Below are 16,173 nucleotides of genomic sequence, written 5' to 3' on the forward strand. Positions count from 1 at the left end.
CCGCTTCAACCGCGCAGAACGCCGCCGGTTGCCTTGGTGACCTTGGCGATGATCTTTTCCGCCACCGCCTCGATGTCTTTTTCCTTCAGCGTGCTGTCGGTCGGCTGCAGACGCACGGTGATGGCCAGAGATTTCTTGCCCTCACCCAGGCTGCCGCCGATGAATTCGTCGAATACGCGCACCTCTTCGATCAGCGCCTTGTCGGCTCCGGCGGCGGCATTCACCAGCGTCAGCGCCTCGACATCGGCATCGACGACAAAGGCAAAGTCACGCTCGACCGCCTGCAGGTCGCGCAGTTCCAGCGCCGAGCGGGTGGTGCCGGATTTGCGCGGCAGCGGCACCTCGTCCGGCCAGATGGTGAAGGCCACGGCCGGGCCCTTGATGTCCAACTGCTGCAGCACGCGCGGATGCAGTTCACCGAACACGCCCAGCACCTTTTTGGGGCCAAGGCAGATCTTGCCGTGACGGCCCGGATGCCACCAGGCGTCGCCGTCGCGCAGGATCTGCACCTTGGCCGGGGCCCCGATGGCGGCCAGCACAGCCTCGGCATCGGCCTTGGCGTCGAACAAATCGACCGTGCGGGCGGCGCCATGCACATCCTTGGGTCCGGTCCGCCCGACCAGAAGGCCTGCGATCTGGGTGCGTTGCTCGCCGGGTTCCCCGTCATGAAAGACCGGGCCGACCTCGAACAAGGCCAGATCGGCAAAGCCGCGCGCCTGGTTGCGGGCCGCGGCCTGCAGCAGGCCGGGCAGCAGGTCGGGGCGCATGTGGCTCATCTCGGACGAGATCGGGTTTTCCAGCATCGTCGCGTCATCGCCGCCACCGAACAGCGCGGCCGAAGCCTGATCGATGAAAGTATAGCTGACGCATTCACTGTACCCCAGCGCCGCGCAGGTGCGCCGCGCCATCGACTGACGCCGCTGGGCCGGAGTCATGACCGGCTTGGGTATACCATCCGTGACACGCGGCAGCGGCTTGCCCTGCAGCTTGGTCAGCGATGCGATGCGGGCGACCTCCTCGACCAGATCGGCCTCGCCCTGGATGTCGGGGCGCCAGCTGGGCACATGGGCCATGTCGCCTTCCAGCCGGAAGCCCAGCCGGGTCAGGGTCTGGCGCTGCTCGCTTTCGGGGATGTCCATGCCCACCAGCGACTGCACCCGCGCCGCATCCAGCCGATAGGCGCGCGAATGGTCCGGCGCCTTGCCGGCCTCGACGACCTTCGAAACCTCGCCGCCGCAGATATCCAGAATCATCTGGGTCGCGTGCTCCAGCCCTTCCAGCGTGTATGCCGGATCGACTCCACGCTCGAACCGGTAGCGCGCATCCGAGTTGATCTTGAGCGCGCGCCCCGCCAGCGCGATCTGAACGTGGTCCCAGAAGGCGCTTTCCAGGAACACGTTCACCGTGCCCTCGGTACAGCCGGTCTCTTGCCCGCCCATGATGCCGGCGATGGATTCCGGGCCGTTGTCGTCGGAAATCACCATCATGCCGGGCTGCAGGGTGTATTCCTTTTCATCCAGCGCCACCAGCTTCTCACCGCCCTTGGCGCGGTGTACCCGCAGGTTGCCCTTGACCTTGTCGGCGTCAAAGACGTGCAGCGGGCGGTTGCTGTCGAAGGTCATATAGTTGGTGATATCCACCAGGGCCGAAATCGGACGCAGACCGATCGCCTTCAGCTGATCCTGCAGCCATTGCGGGCTGGGGCCGTTCTTGACGCCGCGGATCAGGCGGCCGGTGAAATGCGGGCAACCATCCAGCGTGTCATCGTCGATCGTCACCTTGATCGGGCTTTCGAAATCCCCCGGCACCGGGGCATAGTCGCGCTGCTTCAGCGTGCCCAGACCCCGCGCCGCCAGATCGCGCGCGATGCCCGCAACGCCCAGCGCATCGGGGCGGTTGGGGGTGATGGCGATCTCGATCACCGGGTCGATCTTGGCAGGGTCGTTCTCGGCCAGCCAGTCGACGAACCGCTGGCCCACCTCGCCCGAGGGCAGCTCGATGATGCCGTCATGTTCGTCCGACAGTTCCAGCTCGCGCTCGGACGCCATCATGCCAAAGCTTTCGACGCCGCGGATCTTGCCAACGCTGATCGTCAGATCCAGACCGGGGATATACATGCCCGGCTTGCAGACCACGACGGTGATGCCCTCGCGCGCGTTGGGGGCGCCGCAGATGATCTGCAGCTCGCCCTCGTCGGTGTCCACTTTGCAGACGCGCAGCTTGTCTGCATCGGGGTGTTTCTCGGCATGTTTCACATAGCCAAGGGTAAAATCCTTGAGCTTGTCGGCCGGGTTGATGACCTCTTCGACCTCGAGCCCGAGATCGGTCAGCGCCTCGGCGATCTCATCAACCGAGGCGTCGGTGTCCAGGTGGTCTTTCAGCCAGGAGAGGGTGAATTTCATTTCTGTTTTCCTGTCCGGTAAGGCGGGCCAGCCCGCCGAATTCTCTTGGGCAGCAGGGCAAGCCCCACGCTATTTCATCGTGACAAGCCACCATGCAGGTTGGGCATGTCCAGCGCCGCAAACCCATAGTGGCGCAGCCAGCGCAAGTCGGAATCAAAGAACGCCCTAAGGTCCGGAATGCCGTATTTCAGCATCGCCAGACGGTCGATACCGATGCCGAAGGCAAAGCCCTGATAGACCTCGGGGTCGATCCCGCCGGCGGCGATCACCTTGGGGTGGACCATGCCGGAGCCCAGAATCTCCATCCAGTCGTCGCCCTCGCCGATCTTCAGCTGGCCGCCTTCCCAGGAGCAGCGGATATCGACCTCGGCCGAGGGTTCCGTGAACGGGAAGTGTGAGGCGCGGAAGCGCAGTTCGACGTCGTCGACCTCGAAGAACGCCTTGACGAATTCCTCCAGAACCCATTTCAGGTTCGCCATCGAGATGTCCTCGTCGATGGCCAAGCCTTCGACCTGGTGGAACATCGGCGTGTGGGTCTGGTCATAGTCGGCGCGATAGACGCCGCCCGGGCAGATCACGCGGATCGGCGCGCCCTGCTTTTCCATCGAGCGGATCTGAACCGGCGAGGTATGGGTGCGCAGCACATGCGGCGGGCGATTGTCGCCCGGCGCGCGGTGCATGTAGAACGTGTCCATCTCGGCCCGCGCGGGATGGTGGCCGGGGATGTTCAGCGCGTCGAAATTGTACCAATCTGTCTCGATCCGCGGACCTTCGGCGACGGAAAAGCCCAGTTCGGCAAAGATCGCGGTCAGTTCCTCGGTCGCCTGGCTGACCGGGTGGATCGAGCCTTGGCGGCGCGGGCGCGCGGGCAGGGTCACGTCCAGCCACTCGGTCCGCAGACGTTCGTCCAGCGCGGCATCGGCCAATGCGGCCTTCTTGGCGGCCAGCGCCGAATTGATCTCGTCCTTCAGCGCGTTCAGCGCGGGGCCGGCGACCTGGCGTTCCTCGGGCGTCATCTTGCCCAGTTCGCGCATCTTCAGCGCCACTTCGCCCTTTTTGCCCACCGCGGCCACGCGGATCGCTTCCAGCGTGCTTTCGTCGCCTGCGTCAGCGATCTGACCCAGGTATTTTGCCTTAAGATCGTCCATGACGGTCCCCTGAATTCTGTTGCTGTCCTGCTATCACAGCAGCGCGCGAAAGCAAGAGGGCCGGGCCGCGCGATCAGGTCGCGCGCAGAACCGCTGCCTGTCGATCACACCGAACCGGGCGGATCGTGGGGCCATAGCCCTGCGGATGGGTCTGCAGTTCGGGGAACAGCGCAAACAGTTCGCGCGCGGCCTCCTGCTCCAGCCCCGAGAGCGCCTCCTGCCCCGGAAAGAAGCTCTCGGACACAAGACCTGAAGTGGTGACCAGCTGGTGCCGGTCGAAGAACAGGTGGACATAGCGGACAATGTCACAGGGCTGCACGGTGACGGTATTGCCGTTGACCAGCGATTTGGCGGGGACCAGAACCTCATCCTCGCCGAACAGAAGCTGGGCTTGCCAGCCTCCGACCAGAATGCGGTGCTGGGGCGAGACCAGAATGTCTGTCTTGGCGCCCAGAACACCCGCGCGGATGCGCACCGGCGCGAAACGACCCACGCCGCGCACCGTGCGGCCGCCGATCCAGCGCACCCGGCAGGGGCCGTCATCGACGGTCAGGACCGTATCGCCGGGCTGCAGCGTCTCGATCCGGCGCGGCCCCTCGGGGGTATCCACCAGGGTTCCGGCCGTGAAACAGGCGGCCCCGGTATCCCCGGGCGACAAGGGGCCATAGGTCAGCGTGTCAGGATCGGGTTGATTGAACTGCAGGGTCGTCGTGGTCTGGTTCGGCCCGACCAGCACCGGCAGGTTGACCGAGGTTTCCCCGGCCGCCAACCCATCGACCGCGACGATGTTCTGCGTGCCGCCACCGATGTCGTAGAAATCTATTACCTCACCCGTGGCGGTGTTGGTCAGCGCATAGGCTTCGTAATTGGTTGGGCCGCCACCATCCGGATCGGTCAGGAAGATCGGGAAATCATCGGCCGAGATGACATAGACGATCTCGTTGTTGTCGGGGTCGACGGTGACCTGAACGGAGGGATCGTTGAGTGGGATCTCGATCCCGACCTGCCCGTTCGCCTGATAGAAGGACACGGTGAAATCCGCCGGGTCTTCGCCGGGGCGAAGGGACACCTCCAGGAATTCGGACACGCCCGAATTCGCGGCATAGGCATTGGAATAATGCAACTCACTGATACGCGCCATGAAAGCACCACGACCGGAAAACCTGACCCGAATGTATCGCGCAAACGCCGCCGCCGAACAAGGCGCGATCCGGGAATGTGGCTAACAGGCCCCTAATTGCAACAGGTCGCGGTCAGTAGCTGTATTCGGGGTAGATCCGCGTCAGATCGCCCTGCCAGTCGCCGTGATAATGCTCGAGCAGTTCATCGGCCGGCACCTTGCCGGACTGGATGCTTTCCTTAAGCGCGTTCAGGAAATGCGTCTCGTCCGGGACGAGACCACCCGCACCCGGCCGCGCCCGCGCCTTCAGGCCGGAATCGGCGATGGCCACCACCTCGCGCGCCAGATCGTGCATGTTGATGCCGCCGACCTGCGCCTGCAGCCCGTCCCGGGCCGCGGCGACGCGCAGCCCCTCGCGGGTTTCGGCGTCCCAGCCTTTGACCAGATCCCATGCGGCATCCAGCGCGGACTGGTCATAGGTCAGCCCCACCCAGAAGGCGGGCAGCGCGCACAGACGGCGCCACGGGCCGCCGTCGGCCCCGCGCATTTCCATGAATTTCTTGATCCGCGCCTCGGGGAAAGCGGTGGTCAGGTGATCGGCCCAATCCGAAAGCGTCGGCGTCTCGCCCGGCAGCGCGGGCAGCTTGCCCTGCAGAAAATCGCGGAACGACATGCCCAGCGCATCGATATATTTGCCGTCGCGATAGACGAAGTACATCGGCACATCCAAGGCATATTCCACGTAGCGCTCGAACCCGAAGCCGTCCTCGAACACGAAGGGCAGCATGCCGGTGCGCGCGTCATCCAGATGCCGCCAGATGTAGCTGCGCCAGCTTTTGTGGCCATTGGGCTTGCCCTCGAAGAAGGGCGAGTTGGCAAACAGCGCGGTCGCCACCGGTTGCAGGGCCAGCGCCACGCGCAGCTTCTGCACCATGTCCGCCTCGGACCCGAAATCAATGTTGACCTGCACCGTGCAGGTCCGGCGCATCATGGCGCGGCCCATGTCGCCGACCTTTTCCATGTAGTCGTTCATCAGGACATACCGGCCCTTGGGCATCAGCGGCATGTCCTCGTGCTTCCAGATCGGCGCGGCGCCCAGCCCGATGAAGCCTACGCCGATCTTGTCGGCAATGTCCTTCACGTCGCGCAGATGCGCGTTCACCTCGTCGCAGGTCTCGTGGATGGTCTCCAGTGGCGCGCCTGACAGCTCCAGCTGCCCGCCCGGTTCCAGTGAGACGTTGGCCCCGTCCTTTTCCAGCCCGATCAGCTTGCCCGCCTCTTCCACGGGGGTCCAGCCATGCCCGTCGCGCAGCCCCTGCAGTACCGCCAGGATCGAGCGTTCGCCTTCATAGGGCAGCGGCTTCAGCGTGTCCTTGCAATAGCCGAATTTCTCGTGCTCGGTCCCGATGCGCCATTCGCTTTTGGGTTTGCAGCCATCGGCCAGGTATTCGGCCAGTTGTTCGTGGCGTTCGATCGGCCCGCCGCCGGACTGAGGAATGGACATGAACCGTGCTCCGATCCTGAAGTGTCGAGTCGTGGGGGTCAGTGGTGGTCGCAATCTCCCCCGGTGTCAATGCACCGTCAGTTCAACCGGATGTGTGCCGGGCGCGAGGGATGGCGTTCCCAGATGACCACCGGATGCGACGCCCCGCCCTTGAGTTCCGACAGCATCCGCTCGGTCCGCAGCCCCGGCAGGGCCGAGAACACGTCGAACAGCGCCTCGGCACCCTCGGCATTCACGGGAATGTGAAGCGGCGGCTGGCCGGGCTGCTGCAGCACCCAATGCGCGGGGCTGGCGGTAGGGTCCAGAGTCAGGCTCTCGATTTCGCGGGTGGCGACGATGCCGCCGTCCAGCGGCCCCAGGTAGGCGATCTGCCCCTCATCCACCGACACCACGCCCGGCCCGCCCGCGCCCAGCCGGAACCGCGCGCGCTGTACGCCGATCACGGCCAGCGCGACCGAGACCAGCACAAGCACCCAGCCCAGCCAGCCCAGCAACCCGCCCGGGCCGCCGATCCAGCTGAGGCCAAGGATCAGAACGAACCCGGCGGCCAGCACCTCGCGCCAGCGCCACAGGGCCAGTTTGGCTTCGGGTCGGATGAAACTCATGACGCGGCCTCCATCTGATCGCTGAACAGGACCAGTGAAAAGGTCCCGGCAGGGGCAAACCCAATAGCAACATAAGCACGCACGGCGGCGTTTGAAGCCGCGAACAGAACGGCCTTGCGCACTCCGGCGGCCCGCGCCTCGGCCAGATGCAGGGCGACGGCGGTGCGGGCATAGGCCCGACCACGCAGCGCAGGCGGGGTGAACACGCCGCCGATCTGGACGATCTCGGGCAGCGTGGCATTGAAGCCCGTCATGCTGACGGGCTGGTCGTCGACCATCAGCAGCCGGTGCGAGTCGCGCTGAATATATCCGTCGATGTCCTTCTGCGCAGCCGCGCGGGCCATGCCCGGGTCGGTGCCCAAAGATTCCAGGTGATAGGCCTCGCGCCAGCGGATCAACAGGCTCCGGTCGCCATCCGACAGCGGCACCAGCCTTGCGCCATCCGCTTGCGGAACGATCAGGTCGCGCAGGTCCAGAGCAAAGGAGGGCTCATCCCGATTCAGATGCGCTGCGCGGTCCTGCCATCCGGCCTGTCGCAGAAACCGGCGGGCTTGCGTAGCCTCGCCCGCCAATCCTATGACCGTGCGGCCCCGGATCAGGTCCGATGCCTCGGCCAGGCCGGCCTCGGGCAGATCCGGGCATTGCGGCAGGATCATGCCTTCGTTGGTGATGCCGAACACGTCGCGCAGCGGGTCGCCCAGCATCCACATGCTCATCCCGCGCGGTGCAGGTGCGTTCAGGCCGAACACTCGCAGGTTGGCCAGCGCGAACATCGAGCTTTGCACATGGTCCAGAAGAAACCGTTCGATCGCCGGAACGTCCTGTTGCTGCGCCAACCGCCACATCAGGACCAATCCCCCAGCGCCTGTTGCCACAGGGTCATCGCGGCGACCGCCGCCGTATCGGCTCGCAGGATGCGCGGCCCCAGGCTGACCACATGCGTGAACAGCAGATCTTTCAGCCGCTGGCGCTCGGTATCGGAGAACCCGCCCTCGGGGCCGATAAGGATGGCCCACGGCAGGCCCTTGTCCTGCGCGGCCAGGCGCAGGGCCGATCCGGCCTCGGCCTCGTCGCAGAACATCAGCTGGCGGTCGTCGGGCCAGTTGTCCAACAGCTTGTCCAGCCGCTGCAGGTCGCAGACCTCGGGCACGAAGGTGCCGCCGCATTGCTCGGCCGCCTCGACCGCATGGGCCTGCAGCCGGTCCTGGCGGATGCGTTCGGAATTGGTGAAGGCAGTCTGCACCGGTATGATCTTGGCGGCCCCCATCTCGGCCGCCTTTTCGACGATGAAATCGGTCCGCGCCTTCTTGATCGGAGCAAATAGCAGCCACAGGTCCGGCGGCAGTTGCAGTGGCCGGGTCTGTTCAAGACAGCTCAGAACACCGCCTCGCTTGCCCCACTCGGCCACCTCCGCCAGCCACTCGCCATCGCGGCCGTTGAACAGGGCCACCTGCCCGCCCACGGCCAGACGCATCACGCCGAACAGGTAATGGGCCTGCTCGCGCGTCAAAGGAACCGATTGCCCCGCACCCAAAGGGTGATCTACATACAGCCTGATCTTCGCACTCATGAGACCCTACATATGCAAGGCAATGCCCCAACACCAGACGGTCAGGTCGCCGACGCCGTTACCGGCAACTGGGTCGATACCCGCGCCCCGGCCTTTGCCCGCCCCTATCTGCGGCTGTCGCGCGCGGACCGGCCGATCGGGACGTGGCTGCTGCTGATTCCGTGCTGGTGGGGCCTGGCGCTGGCGATCCTGCATGACGGTCAGCCGCGCTGGGGCGATCTGTGGATTGCCGTTGGGTGCGCGGCCGGGGCCTTTCTGATGCGTGGCGCTGGTTGCACCTGGAATGACATCACCGACCGCAAGTTCGACGCGCAGGTCGCCCGTACGCGCTCGCGGCCCATCCCCTCGGGTCAGGTCAGCGTTCGGCAGGCGGTGATCTGGATGGGCCTACAGTGCCTTCTGGCGCTGGCGATCCTGCTGACCTTCAACCAGGCGGCCATCGCGATGGGCGTCCTGTCGCTGCTGCCGGTGACGATCTATCCCTATGCCAAGCGCTTCACCTGGTGGCCGCAGGTGTTTCTGGGGCTGGCCTTCAACTGGGGCGCCCTGCTGGCCTGGGCGGCGCATCGCGGCACGGTCGAATGGCCCGCGATCCTGCTGTACCTGTCCGGCATCGCCTGGACGCTGTTCTACGACACTATCTATGCCCACCAGGACGCCGAGGATGACGAGCTGATCGGCATCAAGTCCACCGCGCGTCTGTTCGGGACCGACACCGCGAAATGGCTGAAGTATTTCCTTGTGGCGACCGTGGCGCTGATGGGGCTTGCCATCGTCGAGGCCGCGCTGCCCAATTCCAGCGTGCTGGCGCTGGTCGTGGCCATCGGTGGACCTTGGGCAATGGGGTGGCACATGGCGTGGCAACTGCGCGGGCTGGACATCGAAGACAACGCGAAACTGCTGCAGCTGTTTCGCGCCAACCGGGACACCGGCCTTATTCCGCTCATCTTCCTTTGCGTCGCATTGCTCCTCTGATTGCACCTCGGCACCGGTGCCTGTAAGAGTCCCGCCCAATGGCCCGAGGAGATAAGAAACCGCTCATGCGCTTGCCGTATTTCCTGACATCAGCCCTGATCTTTGTCGTGTCGGCGGGGGTCTGTCTGCTGGCCGCCGGATTCGCGGTGACCAAGATCGAAGAAACCTCGGAAACTGCCGTTCGAAATGCACTGAGCATGCAGGGCCATGAGTGGGCCGAAGTGCAGGCGGATGGGCTGCGTGTTGTGCTGACCGGTACTGCCCCGGACGAGGCCACGCGATTCAATGCGCTGACCGCGGCCGGTACACAGGTCGACACCTCTCGGGTGATCGATGAGATGGACATTGCCCCGACGGCTGACCTGACTCCGCCCAAATTCTCGGCTGAAATTCTTCGGAACGACAGCGGCATTTCCGTGATCGGGTTGGTTCCCGCCAGCGTGGATCGCGACGCTCTGATGGACCGGCTGCAGAAGCTGGACCCGCAGGCGCGGGTGTCGGACCTGCTGGAAACCGCAGACTACAAGAAACCCAAAGGCTGGGACGACGCGATTTCCTATGCCATCCTTGCCCTGTCCAAGCTGCCGCGAGCCAAGATTTCCGCCAGCCCCGACCTGGTCAAGATCACTGCCATCGCCGACAGCCAGCAGGAAAAAGAACGGCTGGAACAAGAGCTGACACGCGCCGCGCCGCCCAGCTTGCGCATCGGTCTGGCGATTTCGGCACCGCGCCCGGTGATCACTCCGTTCACCCTGCGCTACCTGATTTCGGAGGAAGGCGGCCAGTTCGACGCCTGTTCGGCACAGGATGAAAAGGCGCGCGACACCATTGTTGCCGCCGCGCAGGATGCCGGGCTTTCAGGGCCCTATACCTGCACGATCGGCTTGGGTGTGCCATCGCCCCGATGGGCGCAGGCCGCTGAACTGAGTATCCGGGCTCTGTCCGAGATCGGGCAAGGGTCGGTCACGATGTCGGATGCCGACATCACGCTGATTGCTGAACCGAACACCAGCCCGGCCACCTTCGACAAGGTCGTGGGCGAGTTGGAAAATGCGCTGCCCGAAGTGTTCGCCCTGCACGCGGTTCTGCCCGAACCAGAAAACAACGAACAAGCCGGACCTGTGGAATTCACCGCCACCCGCAGCCCGGAAGGTCTGGTACAACTGCGCGGCCGTCTGGGCGACGATTTGCAGCGCGACATGATCGACAGCTATGCCCGGGCTGCCTTCGGATCCGATCAGGTTCACAGTGCCGCCCGCGTAGTCGACCAGATGCCGCAGGACTGGCCCGTGCGCGTTCTGGCGGGGCTGGAATCCCTGTCCTGGCTGAACAACGGCGTGCTGACCGTAACGCCTGACAAGGTCGAGTTGACAGGCGTCAGCCACGATGAGGACGCCAAGGCACAGATCGCGGGCCTGCTGTCCGACAAGCTGGGCGATGCGCAGGACTTTGACCTGTCGATCACCTATCAGCCCCCGCCCGAACCCGAAGACGCGCTGCCAGACCCCGAGCAGTGCGAAAGTCGCATCGCCGAGGTTCAGGAAACCCGCAAAATCACGTTCGAGCCCGGGTCGGCTACGGTTTCATCAGAGTCCCGCGACAGTCTGAACCAGATTGCCGAGATCCTGCGCGAATGTGGACCGATCCGGATTGAAATCCAGGGTCATACCGACAGCCAGGGCCGTGAAGAGATGAACCAGCAACTGAGCCAGTCACGCGCCCAGTCCATCCTGAACGAATTGCGCGCCCGTCGGGTGCCGACCAAAAGCTACTCGGCCGCAGGATATGGTGAGACGCAGCCGATTGCAGACAATGACACCGAAGACGGGCGCGAGAAAAACCGGCGCATCGAATTCCGGCTGATCCGGCCCGAGGCGGTCGCCAATCAGGAAACCGGTCTGGAAGCATTGGAGACCCAGACAAGCGCAACCGAACCTGCGCCAACAGAAGAAGAAGCATCCGAAACGGATGCAGGGGACCAGTAAGTTGAACAGAACCGAATTCATCATCGCCACCGCCGTCATCCTGTTCGCCGCCTTCTGCATGGGCTGGTTCGCCAACTGGCTGGTGCACCGCCTGTCGCGCGTGCGCCAATCCGACGTGGCTGATCTGGACCGCATGAGCCAGGAGCTGCACGAGGCCGAGGAAACCCGTGATCAGGCGATCACCTATCTGCAGCAGCGCGAGGCCGAGCTGACCAACCAGCTGACCCAAACCGAGGCCGAGCTGGCCGCGGCCATGGACGGGCTGCGCGCCGCCCGCCAGGAAGCCGAGGAATTGCGCGGCCGGATCAACAACGCCGACTGAGCGCCTACCAGCGCGACAGCGCGTCCTCATCCTCGTCCTTGGCGGCAACCCACTCCGCGCCCGAACCTGTGATTTCCTTTTTCCAGAACGGGGCGCGGGATTTCAGGTAATCCATCAGGTATTCAGCGGCCTCGAACGCATCTTTGCGGTGCGGGGCCGCCGTTGCGACCATCATGATCCGGTCACCTGGGGCCAGCCGCCCATGGCGATGGATCACCAGAACATCGCCCAGAGACCAACGGTTTTTGGCTTCCTCGGCGATCTTGGCGATGGCGCGTTCGGTCATGCCGGGATAATGCTCGATCTCCATGCAGGCCAGATCGGTCTGCTCCAGATCTCGCACGACACCGGTAAAGGTGACGATGGCGCCATTGGCCGTGTCACCTGCGGCAAAGGCATTGGCCTCGGCCCCAAGATCGAACGGCTCTTGCTGGACGGAGATCCGCATTGCCTTATCCGCCGGTCATGGGCGGGAAAAAGGCCACTTCGCGGACGCCGGCCAGCGGCGCGTCGAAATCCGACAGCTCCTGATCCAGCGCGACCCGCAGGGCGGAGATGTCGGCAAAGGCCGCGGCATAGCGGTCTTCGCGGGCGCTGAGTTCCGCCACCAGATCGGAGACCGTGGCCGCAGTGGTTTCGACCTTTTCCTTCGGCACGCCGATCCGCTCGCGGACCCAGGCGAAATACAGGACATCCATGCGTCAGCCCTCCTTCAGATGGGGCATAGCTTTACGTAGGTAGTCGTAGCCGGTGATCAATGTCAGCGTCGCCGCAATCCACAGCAGCCACAAGCCGATGCGGCCCGACCAGAACATGCCATCCAGCTTCCATTGCAGGCCCGAGATGTCCTCGACCTGGCCCGACAGGATCTGGTCGATCAGCGCGGCATCCATGCCGAAGGTGGACATGACGAAATAGTGCTCGAATATGCCCTGCGAAAACAGCACGGCGATCGCCACCATCTGCGCGGTCGTCTTCCATTTGGCCAACTTGGTAACCTTTAGCGTTCCGGCCACGTCGCCCAGATACTCGCGCAGGCCCGAGACGAAAACCTCGCGGAACAGGATCACGGTGGCGGGCAGCACCAGCCAGGGCGTCCAGTGCTCAGTCGAATAGCCGACCAGGATCATCAGCGCGATCACCACCATCGCCTTGTCGGCGATCGGGTCCAGCATTGCACCCATCTTGGTTTCCTGCTTCCACGCGCGCGCCAGATAGCCGTCGAACCAATCAGTTATGGCCGCCGACAGGAACAGGATCAGCGCGAACCAATCCGCGTAGGGCCGTGTGAAATACAGAAACATCACCGCCAGGCCGGGCGCGGCCAGTAGGCGCAGCAAAGTCAGAATATTCGGCAGGTTCCACTTCATGCGCTGGACCCTACAACCATGGCCGGGAACAGAAAAGACGGCACAATAAAAAACTGCCAAGAACACAGGTGTTTGGACCACGACAGGTCAGACCGTCGCAGGCGGAGGATCGACGACCGTTTCCCCCTTGGCGCGGCGCGAAGAACGGGTCAGGTTGCGCGGGTATCGGCACATCAGGAAAGATCCGCCCCGTGACCTCACATATCAGAACCGATGCGCGCGCCAATCTGATCGGCAGCGCCTGGATGATCGCGGCCATGGCCGGGTTCGCCCTGGAGGACGCGCTGTTGAAAAGTGCCGCCAAGGTGCTGCCCATCTGGCAGGTTCTGGTGCTGTTCGGACTGGGCGGGGCGTTGATTTTCGCCGGGGTCGCGTTGATTCAGGGGCGGCGGTTGCTGCACCCCGATGTCCTGTCCAAGCCGATGAAGATCCGAGTGCTGTTCGAAGTCTTCGGCCGCCTGTTCTATGTGCTGGCCATCGCCCTGACGCCGCTGTCCTCGGCCACAGTGATCCTGCAGGCCACGCCGCTGGTCGTGGTGGCGGGTGCCGCGCTGTTTTTCGGGGAAACCGTCGGCTGGCGGCGCTGGAGTGCCATTCTGGTCGGACTGATCGGAGTGGTGATCATCATCCAGCCGACCGGAGACAGTTTCTCGGCCCTGTCCATTCTTGCGGTGCTGGGAATGCTGGGCTTTGCCGGCCGCGATCTGGCCAGCCGCGCCGCACCGGCCACGCTGGGCACCACCGTACTTGGGTATTATGGCTTTCTGTCAATTGTCGTCGCAGGTGGTCTGTACCGGGCTTACGAGGGCGCCGCCGCGGTGCCGGTGGACACCCGCACCGCCCTGCATCTGGCCGGAGCCGTGGTGATGGGCGCGGTGGCCTATGCCTCGCTGATGCTGGCCATGCGGACGGGTGAAGTGTCGGCCGTAACTCCGTTTCGCTATACCCGCCTTCTGTTCGGCATCGGGCTGGGCGTACTGATATTCGACGAGCATCTGGACCAGACCATGTGGCTGGGCAGCGCGCTGATCGTGGCCTCGGGGCTTTACATCCTGTGGCGCGGGCGCCAGCGGCCTCAGCCCTTTTCGTGAAAGAAATCATAGACCTTCTGCGCCAGACCGGCCGAGATCCCGTCCACGGCCTTCAGATCCGCCAGATTGGCGCGGCTGACCGCCTTGGCGCTGCCGAAATGCGCCAATAGCGCCCGTTTGCGGGCCGCGCCCACGCCGGGGATTTCATCGAGCGGCGTCGCCCCCATCGCCTTGGCGCGTTTGGCGCGGTGGGTACCGATGGCAAAGCGGTGCGCCTCGTCCCGTAGCCGCTGAATGAAATACAGCACCGGGTCGTTGCGCTTCAGGGCAAAGGGGCGCTGGCCGATGCGGTGGAACTCTTCCTTGCCGTGGTCCCGATCGACGCCCTTGGCGACACCGACCATCGGGACGTCCTCGACCCCGTGCGCCTGCATGATCTCGTGCACGGCGCTCACCTGCCCCGCACCCCCATCGATCAGCAACAGGTCGGGCCACAGACCCTTGTCGCGGTCGGGGTCCTCTTTCAGAAGGCGGGTAAAGCGTCGGGTCAGCACCTCTTTCATCATGCCGAAATCGTCGCCCGGCGTCAGGTCGTCTCCCCGGATGTTGAACTTGCGATAGGCGTTCTTCATGAACCCTTCGGGCCCGGCCACGATCATCGCGCCAACCGCGTTGGTGCCCTGGATATGCGAGTTGTCATAGACCTCGATCCGGTTCGGCGGCGCGTCCAGATCGAAGGCCTCGGCCAGGCCGCGCAGCAGCTTGGCCTGCGTCGCGCTTTCCGACATGCGGCGCGCCAGCGCCTCGCGCGCGTTGCGCAGCGCGCCCGAGACCAGCTCGAGCTTTTCGCCCCGCTGCGGCACCAATATCTCGACCTTGCGGCCGACCTTTTCCGACAGGGCTTGCTGCATCAGGTCGGCGTTCTCGATCGCGTCCGACAGGATCAGTTGGCGCGGCGGTTCCTTGTTGTCATAGAACTGGCCCAGAAAGGCCTCCATCACCTCGGCCGGCGAGACGTCGGGCCCGACCCGCGGATAGAAATCGCGGTTGCCCCAGTTCTGGTTGGCGCGGATGAAGAACACCTGAACGCAGGCCTGACCGCTGTCCATGTAGAGGCCGATCACATCCGCTTCGGCCACCCCGCGCGGGTTGATGCCCTGCGCCGTCTGCACCTGCGTCAGCGCGCGGATCCGGTCGCGCAGGGCGGCGGCGCGCTCGAACTCCATCGCGTCCGAGGCTTCCTGCATTTGCGCGGCCAGTTCCTCCTGGATTCGGGTCGAGCGGCCGGACAGGAACCGCTCGGCATCGCGCACGCTTTCGGCATAGTCGGCCTGCGAAATCATACCCACGCACGGACCCGAGCAGCGCTTGATCTGGTAGAGCAGGCAGGGCCGGGTGCGGCTGTCGAACATCGAATCCGAGCAGTTACGCAGCAGAAACGCCTTCTGCAGCTGGTTCAGCGTGCGGTTCACCGCGCCCGCACTGGCGAAGGGGCCGAAATAGGCACCTTTGTCTTTCTTGGCCCCACGATGCTTCTTGATCTGCGGAAATGGATGGTCCTTGGCCACCAGAATGTTGGGAAAGCTTTTGTCGTCGCGCAGCAGCACGTTGTACTTGGGCTTGAGCTGCTTGATCAGGTTCTGCTCCAGCAGCAGCGCCTCGGTCTCGGTCCGAGTGGTCAGGAACATCATCGACGCGGTCGAGGCGATCATCCGCTCGATCCGGCCGGAATGTCCCGGACGGGTGTAGTTCGACACCCGGGCCCGCAGGTTGCGCGCCTTGCCGACATACAGAACCCGGCTGTCCGCATCCAGCATCCGATAGACACCCGGCGAACTGTCCAGCGTCTTCACGTATTTCTGGATGCAGGCATAGCCGGTCGGCTGAGGCTGGGATTGAGGGGCGCTGTCGGCGGTCATGAGAGAGAGATACGATTCTCTGACCGTGGCTGCAATCTTGCGCGCCTCAGATCAAGAGAAAACAAATCCACGATTATTGTGGATAACTGTGCGGACAACTTTCCCTGCACCGTGATTTTTCCTTGAATCCTTGTGTTTTCACTGCGTTGCACAATAAATAGGCACAATTTTAAAATACTGATTCTAAACGATATTTTTATTCTCGTTTTACAAGTATATGAA

The 16,173-nt window shown here is 64.0% G+C and carries 15 protein-coding genes; 4 read left to right on the forward strand and 11 right to left on the reverse strand.

What is annotated here, in order from left to right; all coding sequences use genetic code 11:
• Nucleotides 1-5 precede the first annotated feature (5 nt).
• The 7 genes from pheT to ACR0IR_RS14815 form a co-directional block, all read right to left on the reverse strand.
• Complete coding sequence (gene pheT / locus ACR0IR_RS14785) at nucleotides 6-2,402, reverse strand: phenylalanine--tRNA ligase subunit beta (protein WP_170365498.1); 2,397 nt, start codon at nucleotides 2,400-2,402, stop codon at nucleotides 6-8.
• A 74-nt stretch (nucleotides 2,403-2,476) separates the two neighbouring features.
• On the reverse strand, nucleotides 2,477-3,550 hold the full coding sequence (pheS, locus tag ACR0IR_RS14790) for a phenylalanine--tRNA ligase subunit alpha (RefSeq protein ID WP_170365499.1): 1,074 nt from the start codon (nucleotides 3,548-3,550) through the stop codon (nucleotides 2,477-2,479).
• A gap of 73 nt (nucleotides 3,551-3,623) precedes the next feature.
• Nucleotides 3,624-4,691 carry a Hint domain-containing protein gene (locus tag ACR0IR_RS14795; protein ID WP_170365501.1) on the reverse strand — a complete coding sequence of 356 codons (1,068 nt, stop codon included), beginning with the start codon at nucleotides 4,689-4,691 and terminating at the stop codon, nucleotides 3,624-3,626.
• 112 nt (nucleotides 4,692-4,803) lie between these two features.
• Complete coding sequence (locus ACR0IR_RS14800) at nucleotides 4,804-6,174, reverse strand: glutamate--cysteine ligase (RefSeq protein WP_170343046.1); 1,371 nt, start codon at nucleotides 6,172-6,174, stop codon at nucleotides 4,804-4,806.
• A 77-nt stretch (nucleotides 6,175-6,251) separates the two neighbouring features.
• Nucleotides 6,252-6,779, reverse strand: coding sequence for a hypothetical protein (locus ACR0IR_RS14805; protein WP_170343048.1), 528 nt, complete (start codon nucleotides 6,777-6,779; stop codon nucleotides 6,252-6,254).
• The gene (locus ACR0IR_RS14810) at nucleotides 6,776-7,624 is read right to left on the reverse strand and encodes a GNAT family N-acetyltransferase (protein ID WP_170365502.1); all 849 of its coding nucleotides are present in this window, start codon (nucleotides 7,622-7,624) and stop codon (nucleotides 6,776-6,778) included. The genes ACR0IR_RS14805 and ACR0IR_RS14810 overlap by 4 nt, the downstream gene beginning before the upstream one ends.
• The gene (locus ACR0IR_RS14815) at nucleotides 7,624-8,349 is read right to left on the reverse strand and encodes a 16S rRNA (uracil(1498)-N(3))-methyltransferase (RefSeq protein WP_170365504.1); all 726 of its coding nucleotides are present in this window, start codon (nucleotides 8,347-8,349) and stop codon (nucleotides 7,624-7,626) included. Before ACR0IR_RS14815 ends, ACR0IR_RS14810 begins: the two co-directional genes overlap by 1 nt.
• Nucleotides 8,350-8,361: 12 nt before the next feature.
• On the opposite strand from ACR0IR_RS14815, the gene ubiA reads away from it, so the two are divergent.
• The 3 genes from ubiA (at nucleotide 8,362) to ACR0IR_RS14830 (ending at nucleotide 11,631) form a co-directional block, all read left to right on the forward strand.
• Nucleotides 8,362-9,324, forward strand: a complete 963-nt coding sequence (gene ubiA / locus ACR0IR_RS14820; protein WP_170359989.1) for a 4-hydroxybenzoate octaprenyltransferase — start codon at nucleotides 8,362-8,364, stop codon at nucleotides 9,322-9,324.
• Between the two features lie 65 nt (nucleotides 9,325-9,389).
• Entirely contained in the window at nucleotides 9,390-11,309 is a 1,920-nt protein-coding gene (locus tag ACR0IR_RS14825; RefSeq protein ID WP_170365506.1) for an OmpA family protein, read from the forward strand.
• A 1-nt stretch (nucleotide 11,310) separates the two neighbouring features.
• Entirely contained in the window at nucleotides 11,311-11,631 is a 321-nt protein-coding gene (locus tag ACR0IR_RS14830) for a hypothetical protein (RefSeq protein ID WP_093963571.1), read from the forward strand.
• 4 nt (nucleotides 11,632-11,635) lie between these two features.
• Here the strand turns inward: ACR0IR_RS14830 and ACR0IR_RS14835 are convergent, their stop codons facing one another.
• The 3 genes from ACR0IR_RS14835 to pgsA are packed head-to-tail and all read right to left on the reverse strand — an operon-like array spanning nucleotide 11,636 to nucleotide 13,001.
• A complete protein-coding gene (locus ACR0IR_RS14835; RefSeq protein ID WP_170365508.1) occupies nucleotides 11,636-12,079 on the reverse strand; it encodes a molybdenum cofactor biosynthesis protein MoaE in 444 nt (147 codons plus the stop codon).
• A 4-nt stretch (nucleotides 12,080-12,083) separates the two neighbouring features.
• The gene (gene moaD, locus ACR0IR_RS14840; protein WP_170359984.1) at nucleotides 12,084-12,329 is read right to left on the reverse strand and encodes a molybdopterin converting factor subunit 1; all 246 of its coding nucleotides are present in this window, start codon (nucleotides 12,327-12,329) and stop codon (nucleotides 12,084-12,086) included.
• A gap of 3 nt (nucleotides 12,330-12,332) precedes the next feature.
• Nucleotides 12,333-13,001 carry a CDP-diacylglycerol--glycerol-3-phosphate 3-phosphatidyltransferase gene (pgsA, locus tag ACR0IR_RS14845; RefSeq protein ID WP_170342342.1) on the reverse strand — a complete coding sequence of 223 codons (669 nt, stop codon included), beginning with the start codon at nucleotides 12,999-13,001 and terminating at the stop codon, nucleotides 12,333-12,335.
• 191 nt (nucleotides 13,002-13,192) lie between these two features.
• Between pgsA and ACR0IR_RS14850 the strand changes: the two genes are divergently transcribed.
• Nucleotides 13,193-14,092, forward strand: coding sequence for a DMT family transporter (locus tag ACR0IR_RS14850; protein ID WP_170365510.1), 900 nt, complete (start codon nucleotides 13,193-13,195; stop codon nucleotides 14,090-14,092).
• Here ACR0IR_RS14850 and uvrC read toward each other — a convergent pair.
• Nucleotides 14,077-15,951 (reverse strand): excinuclease ABC subunit UvrC, encoded by a 1,875-nt coding sequence (gene uvrC, locus ACR0IR_RS14855; protein ID WP_170365512.1) that lies wholly within the window; start codon nucleotides 15,949-15,951, stop codon nucleotides 14,077-14,079. The genes ACR0IR_RS14850 and uvrC overlap by 16 nt on opposite strands.
• Nucleotides 15,952-16,173 lie beyond the last annotated feature (222 nt).

The organism is Ruegeria sp. CF2 (genome assembly GCF_056537385.1).

Coding starts and splice junctions, on each gene's coding strand:
- pheT (WP_170365498.1), bottom strand. CDS start 2,402: ATGAAATTCACCCTCTCCTGGCTGAAAGACCACCTGGACACCGACGCC.
- pheS (WP_170365499.1), bottom strand. CDS start 3,550: ATGGACGATCTTAAGGCAAAATACCTGGGTCAGATCGCTGACGCAGGC.
- ACR0IR_RS14795 (WP_170365501.1), bottom strand. CDS start 4,691: ATGGCGCGTATCAGTGAGTTGCATTATTCCAATGCCTATGCCGCGAAT.
- ACR0IR_RS14800 (WP_170343046.1), bottom strand. CDS start 6,174: ATGTCCATTCCTCAGTCCGGCGGCGGGCCGATCGAACGCCACGAACAA.
- ACR0IR_RS14805 (WP_170343048.1), bottom strand. CDS start 6,779: ATGAGTTTCATCCGACCCGAAGCCAAACTGGCCCTGTGGCGCTGGCGC.
- ACR0IR_RS14810 (WP_170365502.1), bottom strand. CDS start 7,624: ATGTGGCGGTTGGCGCAGCAACAGGACGTTCCGGCGATCGAACGGTTT.
- ACR0IR_RS14815 (WP_170365504.1), bottom strand. CDS start 8,349: ATGAGTGCGAAGATCAGGCTGTATGTAGATCACCCTTTGGGTGCGGGG.
- ubiA (WP_170359989.1), top strand. CDS start 8,362: ATGCAAGGCAATGCCCCAACACCAGACGGTCAGGTCGCCGACGCCGTT.
- ACR0IR_RS14825 (WP_170365506.1), top strand. CDS start 9,390: ATGCGCTTGCCGTATTTCCTGACATCAGCCCTGATCTTTGTCGTGTCG.
- ACR0IR_RS14835 (WP_170365508.1), bottom strand. CDS start 12,079: ATGCGGATCTCCGTCCAGCAAGAGCCGTTCGATCTTGGGGCCGAGGCC.
- moaD (WP_170359984.1), bottom strand. CDS start 12,329: ATGGATGTCCTGTATTTCGCCTGGGTCCGCGAGCGGATCGGCGTGCCG.
- pgsA (WP_170342342.1), bottom strand. CDS start 13,001: ATGAAGTGGAACCTGCCGAATATTCTGACTTTGCTGCGCCTACTGGCC.
- uvrC (WP_170365512.1), bottom strand. CDS start 15,951: ATGACCGCCGACAGCGCCCCTCAATCCCAGCCTCAGCCGACCGGCTAT.